Origin of the sequence: Streptomyces sp. NPDC032198 (genome assembly GCF_040636975.1) — a bacterium.
Lineage (GTDB): Bacteria > Actinomycetota > Actinomycetes > Streptomycetales > Streptomycetaceae > Streptomyces.
In genome coordinates, this window is record NZ_JBEZVL010000005.1 from 298,943 (window position 1) to 310,395 (window position 11,453).

Annotated in this window: 7 protein-coding genes; 6 read left to right on the forward strand and 1 reads right to left on the reverse strand. The window is 70.4% G+C overall.

The window, feature by feature from the left end; translation table 11 throughout:
* Positions 1 to 121 precede the first annotated feature (121 nt).
* Positions 122 to 3,070 (reverse strand): BTAD domain-containing putative transcriptional regulator, encoded by a 2,949-nt coding sequence (locus AB0E78_RS15425; RefSeq protein WP_361832310.1) that lies wholly within the window; start codon positions 3,068 to 3,070, stop codon positions 122 to 124.
* A 285-nt stretch (positions 3,071 to 3,355) separates the two neighbouring features.
* Between AB0E78_RS15425 and AB0E78_RS15430 the strand changes: the two genes are divergently transcribed.
* From AB0E78_RS15430 to AB0E78_RS15455, 6 genes are all read left to right on the forward strand, one after another.
* A complete protein-coding gene (locus tag AB0E78_RS15430; protein WP_361832802.1) occupies positions 3,356 to 4,582 on the forward strand; it encodes an amidohydrolase family protein in 1,227 nt (408 codons plus the stop codon).
* 219 nt (positions 4,583 to 4,801) lie between these two features.
* Entirely contained in the window at positions 4,802 to 5,761 is a 960-nt protein-coding gene (locus AB0E78_RS15435) for an LLM class F420-dependent oxidoreductase (protein ID WP_361832312.1), read from the forward strand.
* Between the two features lie 64 nt (positions 5,762 to 5,825).
* Positions 5,826 to 6,611, forward strand: coding sequence for a glucose 1-dehydrogenase (locus AB0E78_RS15440; RefSeq protein WP_361832314.1), 786 nt, complete (start codon positions 5,826 to 5,828; stop codon positions 6,609 to 6,611).
* Between the two features lie 122 nt (positions 6,612 to 6,733).
* Positions 6,734 to 7,861, forward strand: a complete 1,128-nt coding sequence (locus AB0E78_RS15445) for an LLM class flavin-dependent oxidoreductase (RefSeq protein WP_361832316.1) — start codon at positions 6,734 to 6,736, stop codon at positions 7,859 to 7,861.
* 138 nt (positions 7,862 to 7,999) lie between these two features.
* The gene (locus AB0E78_RS15450) at positions 8,000 to 9,739 is read left to right on the forward strand and encodes a D-aminoacylase (protein ID WP_361832318.1); all 1,740 of its coding nucleotides are present in this window, start codon (positions 8,000 to 8,002) and stop codon (positions 9,737 to 9,739) included.
* On the forward strand, positions 9,736 to 11,214 hold the full coding sequence (locus tag AB0E78_RS15455; protein ID WP_361832320.1) for an aldehyde dehydrogenase family protein: 1,479 nt from the start codon (positions 9,736 to 9,738) through the stop codon (positions 11,212 to 11,214). Before AB0E78_RS15450 ends, AB0E78_RS15455 begins: the two co-directional genes overlap by 4 nt.
* The last annotated feature ends 239 nt before the right edge of the window (positions 11,215 to 11,453 follow it).

Here is an 11,453-nt window from a genome sequence, read left to right on the forward strand (position 1 = left end):
CACTGTATCCAAAGGGCCCTTGCGACCCGTCTGCCCCCCGACGCGACGGATCGACTCCATGAGAGTGGCAGCCGCCCATAAACGTTCGATGAACGCCTGTGGGAACACCCCTGGAGGGCGGTCAGACCGCGGCGACCGGCTTGAGGAGGTCCCGCACCTGAGCCGCTTCCGGCGCGCCCGCCGTCTCGTGGATGGTCAGGGCCTCGCGCCAGCAGGCCCGTGCGCGGTCGACCTGACCGAGGTTGTCCAGGGCCCTGCCCAGGATCGTCAGGACGTTCGCCCGCATCCAGTCGCCGCCGACGCAGCCGGTGCTCAGGGCCTGCTCCGCGTGCTGAGCCGCCTGTGCCGGGCGGAGCGCCGAGAAGTGGACCTGGGCGATGCGGTAGTGGGTCGCGCCTTGCCACAGACGCTGGCGGTTCACCTCGAAGATCCGCCGGGCGTCCTCAAGCTGGTCGAGGGCTTCCGGGTGGCGGCCCGCCTGGCTGAGGGCGAGCCCGAGGGTGTACTTGGCGTTGGCCAGCCGGAAGGTGACGCCGAGGTCGCCGTAGATGGCCATTCCCTGCCGGGCCAGATCGATGGACTTCGCGGTGCGACCCATCGCGAGGAGGGCCCGCGAGAGGTTGCACAGCGCGCTGGCCTCGCTGTGGCGGTTGCCGTCGGCCCGGAAGACGGCGATCGCTTCGAGGAGGTATGTCTCGCTCGCGGACGGGTTGTTGATGCAGTTGTTGACGATGCCCTGTTCGTTGAGGGCGTTCCCGCTGGTCCAGGGGTCCCTGGATTCCTCGGCGAGCGCGGCGGCGTACTCGAGCTCCACGGCGGCGTCGTCGAAGCGCCCGAACTTGTTGAGCACCTGCGCCAGGCTGACCCGGGCCCGCCCTTCGGCGCGTGCGTTTCCTTCGGCGGCCGCTGCCTCGCGCGCCATGCGGGTGGCGACCTCGTACCGGTGCGAACTCGCGCCGGACTCGGCCAGGTCCTTCGCGGCGAGCAGCAGGTCCACCGCGCGCTGCAGACTGCCGGGCCTCAGTGACTGCTGGATGCACGCCAGGATGCAGGAGGCCTCCGCGTGCAGCCAGTCGAACGCCTTGGCGCCGTCGCTGAACTCCAGGCCGACCTGCGGGGTCGTCTCCAGGTGGTCCGCCGTCCGGTCGCCGGGCCGTTCCATCGCGTACACCCGTGCCGCCGTGGCCAGATAGAAGTTCAGCAGCCGTGACGTCGCCGCCTCCCGCTCGTCCGCCGGGAGTTCCCGCTCGGCGCACGCACGCGCGTAGAGCCGGACCAGGTCGTGGTAGCGGTAGCGGCCCGGGGCCGCCGATTCGACCAGGGACGTGTCGACCAGGGATTCGAGCAGGTCCTCGGCCTCCTCGGCCGGCAGGTCGAGCACCGCGGCGGCAGCTGCGAGCGAGAGGTCCGGGCCGTCCGCCAGGCCCAGCAGCCGGAAGGCGCGGGCCTGCGCGGGCTCCAGCTGGCCGTAGCCCAGTTCGAACGTCGCCTTGACCGCCAGGTCGCCCGCCTGGAGTTCGTCCAGGCGGCGCCGCTCGTCCGCCAGCTTCGCGGCGAGGGTCGAGACCGTCCACGTACGACGGGCCGCCAGGCGGGAGGCGGCGATGCGGATCGCCAGGGGGAGGAAGCCGCAGGCCGCGACCACGTCAAGGGCGGCCTTGCGCTCCGACGTCACCCTCTCCTCGCCGACGATCCGGGTGAAGAGGAGGAGGGCCTCCTCGGGGGACATGACGTCCAGGTCGACGAGGTGCGCCCCGGCCAGGTCCACCATGCGGATGCGGCTGGTCACGAGCGCCGCGCAGCCCTCCATGCCGGGGAGCAGCGGACGTACCTGGGCCGCGTCGCGCGCGTTGTCCAGGACCACCAGCACCCTGCGGCCGTCGAGCACCGAGCGGTACAGCGCCGCCCGCTCCTCCAGGGAGTCGGGGATCGCCGAGTCGGCCGTTCCCAGGGCACGGAGGAAGGCGCCCAGGACGGTTTCCGGTTCGGCCGCTCGCGCGCCCGCTCCTTGCAGGTCCACGTAGAGCTGACCGTCGGGGAAGTGCGTCCGGGCCACGTGCGCCACGTGGACGGCGAGCGTCGTCTTGCCCACGCCGCCGATTCCCGCGAGCGCGGAGACCGCCATCACGCGGCCCTCGGCCGCCGAGAGGATCTCGCTCAGTTCCGACACGAAGGACGCGCGGCCCGTGAAGTCCGGGACGGTGGCGGGCAGTTGGGCGGGCCGCACCACCGCTGCGGCCGGTTCCGGGGCCGACGCCGGGGCTCCCGCGAGCGCCGGGTCCGCCTGGAGGATGCGCTGCTGGAGTTCCTTCAGGCCGGGGCGCGGGTCCACCCCCAGCTCATCGGCGAGGAGGCGGCGGGTGTCCGCGTAGACGGCGAGGGCCTCCGCCTGGCGCCCGCTGCGGTACAGCGCCAGCATGAGCAGTTCGCGCAGGCGCTCGCGGAGGGGATGCGCCGCCGTGAGGGCCGTGAGCTCCGAGACGGCTTCGGCGTGGCAGCCGGCCTCCAGGTCCATGTCCAGGCGGGATTCGAGGAGCTGGAGGCGCCACTCCTCCAGGCGGGTGCGTTCCGTTTCCGCGTACGGCCCGGGGACGTTCGCCAGGGGTTCGCCGTCCCAGAGGCCCAGCGCCTTGTTGGCCAGGGAGCGCGCCTGGCAGAGGTCGGCCACGCCGCGCGCCTTCTCCGCCTCCGCCCACAGGTCCTCGGCGAGCGCCAGGTCGAGCGCGCCGTCGGCCACCGCGATCGCGTACCCGCCCGACTCGCTGACCAGGACGCCGGCGGGCAGGACCTTGCGCAGCCGCGAGGCGTACGTGCGGACCGCGGCCAGCGCCTGCGAGGGCGGCTCCTCGCCCCAGAGGGCGTCGATCAGTTCGTGTGCCGTCGCCGTGCGGCCGTCACGCAGCAGGAGCGCCGCGAGCAGCGCGCGCTGCTGCGGAGAGCCCATGGAGAGCTGCTCGGCGCCGTGCCATGCGCGTACGGGGCCGAGCACGCTGAAGTGCGGTCTCAGTTCCTCGGGGGCGTTCCCCGGGGCCGGACGCCGTTGGTCCGGTACTCGCGGTACACCGTCCATCGCTCCCCCTGCTGCCCTGACGTACCCGGCCGTCACCGTGCCTGGTCATGCGCCGCGGGCCTGCCCTGCCCGCGATTGTCGCTCTTTGTCTGGTTCCGTTCTCCGCCTGGCTCTTGCTCCCCGCCAGTTTGCCTTGTTCATGGCGGATGCGTCAGCTCCGGGAGACGGCTCTCACAGGGTCCACGCACACAGGCTTCCGCGACAGTCCGCGTACCGATGCCCGTCAGGCAGCTGACGGGTCGTCAGATCGACGCTACCGTGGAGCACATGGAGACCACTGAGACCTTGCCGACGTTCCCGAGGATCATCTCGGTGGACGACCACACCGTTGAGCCCGCCCATGTGTGGCGGGACCGGCTGCCGTCGAAGTACCAGGACAGCGGGCCGCGCGTCGTCCGGGCACCCCTGAAGGAAATGACCTTTCTGGGCGGAAAGTTCGCACCCATCATGGGGGCGAAGGGGGACGAGGGCCCCATAGGCGACTGGTGGATCTACGAGGACCTGCATCGGCCCCTCACCCGTCTCGACACCTCCGTCGGTTACGACCGGGACGAGATCAAGCTCGAGGTCATCACGTACGAGCAGATGCGCCCGGGATCGTTCAGCGTGCCCGACCGCCTCGCCGACATGGACGTCAACCACGTCCAGTCCGCGCTCTGCTTCCCCACCTTCCCCCGCTTCTGCGGGCAGACGTTCACCGAGGCCAAGGACCGCGAGCTCGGTCTGCTCAGCGTGCGCGCCTACAACGACTGGATGGTGGACGAGTGGTGCGGGCCCGAGGCGCGGGGCCGCCTGATCCCCCTCACCCTCATTCCGCTCTGGGATGCCGAACTGGCCGCCGCCGAGGTCCGCCGCAACGCCGCCCGCGGCGTGCGCGCCGTCGCCTTCTCCGAGATACCGCCCCACCTGGGCCTGCCCTCCATCCACACCGACGAGTGGGACCCCTTCCTGCGGGCCTGCGACGAGACCGGCACCGTCATCGCCATGCACATCGGGTCGAGCAGCAAGATGCCGAGCACGTCGGCGGACGCGCCGCCCGCCGTGGGATCCACGATCACCTTCGCCAACTGCTGTTTCTCGATGGTCGACTGGCTGATGAGCGGCAAGTTCGAGCGCTTCCCGAACCTCAAGATCATGTACGCCGAGGGGCAGATCGGGTGGATCCCGTACATCCTGGAGCGCGCGGACGTGGTCTGGGAGGAGAACCGCGGCTGGGGCGGGGTCGCCGACAAGGTGCACCGGCCGCCGTCCGAGCTCTTCACCGAGCACGTGTACGGCTGCTTCTTCGACGACGCCTTCGGGCTGCGGAACCTCGACGCGATCGGCGTCGGGAACGTCCTGTACGAGACCGACTATCCGCACTCCGACTCCACCTGGCCCAAGTCCCGGGAGGTCGGTGAGTCCCAGATGGGGCACCTGGCGCCCGACGTGGTCGACCGGATCGTGCGGGGCAACGCCATCGACCTGCTCGGCCTGACGAGCGACGGGCTGTGGGCGGGGCCCGGAGCGTAGGGGCAAGGCGGGGCGAAAGGCAGGGCGAAGGCTGGGCGAGAGCGGGGGACCTGCGAGGCCGCGGGTGCCCCGTTTCCGCGTGCCCGGCCGGAGGTGGGGCGGCACCGGCTCCTTCGGGCAGTCGCCGCCGACCCCTTGCCTGACGAACCGTCAGCTACGACGATGGGCCCGTCTTCGTTCATGACGCACCGTCAGGTCTAGGTGAGGGGCTGGATTCCCATGGCTGCCAACGCGCTGGCGCACATCTTCCCGCAGGGACGACTGGTCTACGGGATGCAGCTCCCGATCCAGTCGCAGAGCGTCATGTACGCGGAGGCATGGGAGGCGGACGCCACCGTGGACGACCTCGCCGAGATCGCCCGCACCGCCGACCGGAGCGGCTTCGCGTACATAGCGAGCTGTGACCACGTGGCCATCCCGCGGCGGCTCGCCGACACCATGAGCACGGTCTGGTACGACCCGGTGGCCACGCTCTCCTTCCTCGCCGGGATCACCGAGAACGTGCGGCTGATGAGCCATGTCGCCGTCGTCGGGCTCCGGCATCCGCTGGTCGGCGCAAAGCAGTACGCCACCCTGGACCGGCTCAGCGGCGGACGGCTGATCCTCGGGGTCGGGGCCGGGCACGTGCGGGAGGAGTTCGACGCCGTCGGCGCCGACTTCGAGCGGCGCGGGCCCGTGCTCGACGAGACCATCGACGCGCTCAGGGCCGCCCTCGGCCCCGATGAGTACCCCGAACACCACGGAGAGCACTACGACTTCGGCGGCCTCGGCCAGCAGCCGCGCCCCGCGCAGGCCCACGTGCCCATCTGGGTGGGCGGTTCCTCGCCCGCCGCCGTCCGCAGGGCCGCCGTACGCGGCGACGGGTGGCTGCCGCAGGGCGACCCGCGCGACAAGCTGCCCGCGCAGATCGCCAGGCTCAAGCGGCTCAGGGAGGAGGCGGGGGTCGCGGAGCCCGCCGTCGTGGGGGCGATCGCCGAGCCCCTCTATGTGGGGGAACCGACGTGGTCGGTGGGGCGGCGCACCCTGAGCGGGAAGCCGGACGCCCTCGCGGAGTCGCTGCGCGCGTACGGGGCGATGGGCGTGCGGCAGATCCAGGTGCGGTTCCGCAGCCGTGGCCGCACCGAACTCACCGACCAGATGGCCGCGTTCGCCGCAGAGGTCGCCCCGCACCTCAACTGACTCCAGAAATGCGTCACCTTGCATACCCCGCACCGCAACTGACAGCTCGACTGAGGAGACTCGCATGGGCAAGCTGGACGGCCGCGTCGTCATCGTCACCGGTGCGGCGCGCGGGCAGGGCGAGCAGGAGGCGCGGCTCTTCGCCGCCGAGGGGGCGCGGGTCGTCATCGCCGACGTACTCGACGACCAGGGGGAGGCCCTCGCCAAGGAACTCGGCGCCGACGTGGCCAAGTACGTGCATCTGGACGTCAGTCAGGAGGCCGACTGGGTCGCGGCGGTCGGTGCCACCAAGGGTGCCTTCGGGAAGATCGACGGACTCGTCAACAACGCCGGGATCCTGCGCTTCAACGAACTCGTCAGCACCCCGCTCGAAGAGTTCCAGCAGATCATCCAGGTCAACCAGATCGGCTGCTTCCTCGGCATCCGCAACGTCGCGCCCGAGATCGGGGCCGCCGGCGGCGGGACCATCGTGAACACCGCCTCGTACACGGCGATGACGGGCATGGCGTATGTCGGCGCGTACGCCGCGACCAAGCACGCCATCCTCGGACTCACCCGGGTCGCCGCGCTGGAGCTGGCCGCCAAGAACATCCGCGTCAACGCCGTTTGCCCGGGGGCCGTCGACACCCCGATGACCAATCCCGCGCAGCTGGACCCGAACGCCGATCCCACCGAGGCGGGGGAGGCCGTGGCCGAGCTCTACAAGAAGCTCGTGCCGCTCGGGCGGATCGGCAGGCCCGAGGAGGTGGCCGCGCTGGCGCTCTTCCTGACCGGGGGCGACTCGGCGTACATCACCGGGCAGCCGTTCGTCATCGACGGCGGGTGGCTCGCGGGCGTCAGCATTGTCTGACGGGACGTCAGTAGCCCGGCCCCCGGGTATTGACGGTCATCGCGGCCGGTGGAACAGTCGACGCATCGCAATCTGACGGTTCGTCAGAAACTCGCAGATACTCACGAGGATGGTGAACCTCCTTGGAATTCGGTCTCTTTGTACAGGGATACGTGCCCGCCAAGCGGGCCAAGGTCGACCCCGAAGCCGAGCACAAGGCACTCATCGAGGAGACCGAGTACGTCATCCAGGCGGACAAGTCCGGCTTCAAGTACGCCTGGGCCTCCGAGCACCATTTCCTGGAGGAGTACTCGCACCTCTCCGCCAATGACGTCTTCCTCGGCTATCTCGCCCACGCGACCGACCGCATCCACCTGGGCTCCGGGATCTTCAACCCGCTCGCCCCGGTGAACCACCCGGTCAAGGTCGCCGAGAAGGTCGCCATGCTCGACCATCTCTCCGAAGGACGCTTCGAGTTCGGATCGGGGCGTGGCGCCGGGTCGCACGAGATACTGGGCTTCATGCCGGGCGTCACCGACATGAACCACACCAAGGAACTCTGGGAAGAGACCATCGCCGAGTTCCCCAAGATGTGGCTCCAGGACGAGTACGTCGGCTTCCAGGGCAAACACTGGTCGCTGCCGCCCCGCAAGATCCTGCCCAAGCCGTACGGGAAGTCGCACCCGGCCATGTGGTACGCCGCCGGGTCCCCGCCCTCGTACGCGATGGCCGGCAAGAAGGGGCTCGGGGTCCTCGGTTTCAGCGTGCAGAAGGTCTCCGACATGGAGTGGGTCCTTGAGTCGTACAAGACGGCCGTGAAGGAGGCCGAGCCGGTCGGTGCCTTCGTCAACGACAACGTCATGGTGACCTCGACCGCGATCTGCGCGGAGACGCACAAGAAGGCCGTGGAGATCGCCGTCGGCGGCGGGCTCAACTATCTGCAGTCGCTGCTCTTCCGCTACCACGACACCTTCCCGCGTCCCGAGGGCATCCCCGAGTGGCCGGAGCTGCTCCCCGAGTACACCGAGGAGATCATCGAGCTGCTCATCGCCGAGGAGCTGATGATCTGCGGCGACCCGGACGAGGTGCTCACGCAGTGCAAGCGGTGGGAGCAGGCGGGGGCCGATCAGCTCAGCTTCGGTCTTCCCATCGGGATCTCGCCCGAGGACACGAAGAACACGATCAAGCTGATCGGTGAGCATGTGATTCCGAAGATCGACACGGATCCTGTGCACCGCACGACGCGTATGCGGCAGTCGGGTTCTTCCTGAGGTCCCCCCAGCTGCCCCGGCCTTCCCTTCCCGGACGGAGGCCGGGGCACCCTCTTCGCCCTTCGGGCGTGTCCTCAAGCGCCGGACGGGCTGTCTCCCGCCCACTCACCCGTTATCCCAAAGGGGGATCACCCCGTCATGCTCGACCACCTCATCAAAGGCGCGACCGTCGTCGACGGAACCGGCGCCCCCGCGTACACCGCCGACGTGGGCATCCGGGACGGGCGCATCGCCGTCGTCGCCGAGCCGGGGACCGTCAGTGAGGATGCGCGGACCAGCGAGGACGCACAGGGGCGCGTCCTCGCGCCCGGGTTCGTCGATCCGCACACGCATTACGACGCCCAGCTCTTCTGGGACCCGTACGCGACCCCCTCCCTGAACCACGGCGTCACCACCGTCGCGGGCGGCAACTGCGGCTTCACGCTTGCCCCGTTGAACCCCGCGCGCCCCGAGGACGCCGACTACACGCGGCGGATGATGTCCAAGGTCGAGGGCATGTCGCTGGTGGCCCTCGAAGAAGGCGCGCCCTGGTCGTGGAGTTCGTTCGGGGAGTATCTCGATGCCCTGGAGGGGCGCGTCGCCGTCAACGCCGGGTTCATGGTGGGGCATTGCGCGCTGCGTCGGTACGTCATGGGCGCGGACGCCGTGGGCGGGCAGCCGACCCCCGAGCAGCTCGACGCCATGCTGCGGCTCTTCCATGACGCCATGGACGCCGGTGCCTGGGGGCTGTCCACCACCCAGTCGTCCACGCACTCCGACGGCGACGGGCAGCCGGTCGCCTCGCGGCACGCGAAGCCCGAGGAGCTGCTCGCGCTCAGCCGGGCCGTCGCCGAGCACGAGGGCACGCAGCTGGAGGCCATCGTCGCCGGGTGTCTCGATCAGTTCAGCGATGATGAGATCGAGCTGTTCGTGGAGATGAGCGCCGCCGCCGGGCGGCCCCTCAACTGGAACGTCCTCACCATCGACTCCGCCGTGCCCGAGCGCGTCCCGCGCCAGCTGGTGGCCAGCGAGCGCGCCCGCAAGTCCGGTGGCCGGATCGTCGCCCTCACGATGCCGATCCTCACCCCCATGAACATGTCGCTCGGCACCTTCTGCGCCCTGAACCTGATCCCCGGCTGGGGAGACGTGCTCGGCCTGCCCGTCCCCGAGCGCATCGCCAAGCTGCGTGACCCGGACGTCAGGGGCGAGATGCTGCGGCGCGGCGAGAGCAAAGAGGCCGGGGTCTTCCGGCGGCTCACGCACTTCGACCGCTACGTCATCGGGGACACGTACTCCAAGGAGAACGAAGGCCTCACCGGACGAGTCGTGGGCGACATCGCCGCCGAGCGCGGCCAGGAGGCCTTCCAGTGCCTCGTCGAGATCTGCGCCAACGACGACCTGCGTACGGTCCTGTGGCCCATGCCCTCGGACAACGACCCCGAGTCGTGGGCCCTGCGCCAGGAGGCGTGGCAGCACGAGGACGTCATGCTGGGCGGCTCCGACGCGGGCGCGCACCTGGACCGCATGTGCGGCGCCCCGTACACGACCCGGTTCATCGGTGACTGCCTGCGGGGCCGCAAGCTGGTCGGCCTGGAAGCGGCGGTGAAGATGCTCACCGACGATCCCGCGCAGCTCTTCGGGCTGCGGGAGCGGGGCCGCATCGAGGAGGGCTTCCACGCCGACCTCGTGCTCTTCGACCCCGAGCGCATCGACGCGGGCAAGGCCACGCTGGTGCACGACCTGCCGGGCGACAGCCCCCGCCTCGACTCCAAGGCCATCGGAGTCAACGCCGTCTGGGTCAACGGCGTCGAGACCATCCGCGAGGACCAGGTGACGGGCGCGACGCCCGGCACGGTGCTCCGCTCGGGCCGGGACACCAGGACGGTGAGCACCAAGTGAGCGAGCGACTGCCGCGGGAGCAGCGGCTGTTCATCGGCGGTGCGTGGGTCGAGCCCGACGGCGGGCACTACGAGGTGATCAACCCGGCGACCGAGGGCGTCGTGGGTCTGGCGCCCGAGGCGAGCCGCGAGCAGGTGCACGCGGCGGCCGGCGCCGCCCGCGAGGCCTTCGCCACCTGGTCGCGCACGACCCCCGAGGAACGGGCCGTCGTCCTGGACCGCGCCGCGTCGATCATGCAGCGCGATCTCGTGCCGTACGCGGAACTCGCGCAGGCAGAGAGCGGCGCGACGACGGGCACGGCGCGGGGCATGCAGGTCGCCGTGTCGGTGGCGCGCTTCAAGAGGTACGCGAAAGGCGCCGCCGAGCCGGTCGAGGCGGCCCTGCCGCCGCAGATCAACGAGGCGGGACCCATGGGGAAGGCGGGCGTCCTGGGGGCGCTCACCGTCCGGCAGCCGGTGGGTGTCGTCACCTGCATCACCTCGTACAACAACCCGTGGGCCAACCCGGCGGGCAAAGTGGCACCCGCCCTGGCCATGGGCAACACGGTCGTGGTGAAGCCCGCCCCGCAGGACCCGCTGTCGGTGTACCGGATGGCGGCGGCGCTTGAGGAGGCCGGGGCGCCGCCGGGAGTGGTGAACGTGGTGAGCGGTGCGCGCCCCGAGGTGGGCGAGGCGGCCGTCGACTCGCCGGACGTCGACATGGTGAGCTTCACCGGTTCGACGTCGGTGGGGCAGCGGATCGCCGAGGTGTGCGGACGCGACATGAAGCGGCAGCTCATGGAGCTGGGCGGCAAGGGCGCGGCGGTCGTCTTCGAGGACGCGGACCTGGACTCGGCGGTGGCGGGCATCGGGACGACGTTCTCCTTCTACAGCGGCCAGATCTGCACGGCCCCGACGCGGGTGATCGTGCACCGCGCGGTCCACGACGCCCTGATCGAGAAGCTGACGGGCTACATCGGCTTCATGAAGGTCGGTGACCCGCGGGAGAAGGGGACGATCGTCGGCCCGGTGATCTCGGCGGCACACCGGGACCGCATCGAGTCGTACGTGGAGCTGGGCAGGAAGGAGGGCGCACAGGTCGTCGCGGGCGGTGAGCGCCCGGCGGGCCCCGGCCTGGACCGCGGCTTCTACGTCGCCCCGACGCTCCTCGCGGACTGCACGAACGACATGCGGGTCGTCCGGGAGGAGATCTTCGGCCCGGTCGTGGTGGTGGTCCCCTTCGACGACGAGGAGGAGGGCATCGCGCTGGCCAACGACAGCGACTACGGCCTCCTCGACTACGTCTGGTCGGGCGACGTGGCCCGTGCCTTCCGCGTCGCGCGGCGGCTGCGCGCGGGCGGGGTCGGCGTGAACACGATCGGCCGGAACATGGAGGCGCCGTTCGGCGGGTTCAAGAAGAGCGGGGTGGGCCGGGACGTCGGGTCGTACGCGCTGCACGCGTACAGCGAGCTGCAGTCGATCGTGTGGCCGGGCTAGAGCGGGGGCCGGGCTGGACCGTCCGGCATGTGACACGGGGGAGGCGGCGCGGGAAAATTTTGAACCCTGACAAAACGGACAGTGCTGCGGTTCCCGCATACCGGACGGTCTGGCTTTTGCCTCGCGATGAGTAGGTGACCTGCCGAGAAGGTCGCTCAATCGATGGCGGCTGCCCCGATTTCTCCATCGATTACAAGACGGAAGATCCGGATTCTCATCCTCCGTATATGGAAACCGCA

What these genes read in the sequence shown, in the direction of transcription:
- AB0E78_RS15425 (WP_361832310.1), bottom strand. Translation starts at nt 3,070, where the DNA reads ATGGACGGTGTACCGCGAGTACCGGACCAACGGCGTCCGGCCCCGGGG.
- AB0E78_RS15435 (WP_361832312.1), top strand. Translation starts at nt 4,802, where the DNA reads ATGGCTGCCAACGCGCTGGCGCACATCTTCCCGCAGGGACGACTGGTC.
- AB0E78_RS15440 (WP_361832314.1), top strand. Translation starts at nt 5,826, where the DNA reads ATGGGCAAGCTGGACGGCCGCGTCGTCATCGTCACCGGTGCGGCGCGC.
- AB0E78_RS15450 (WP_361832318.1), top strand. Translation starts at nt 8,000, where the DNA reads ATGCTCGACCACCTCATCAAAGGCGCGACCGTCGTCGACGGAACCGGC.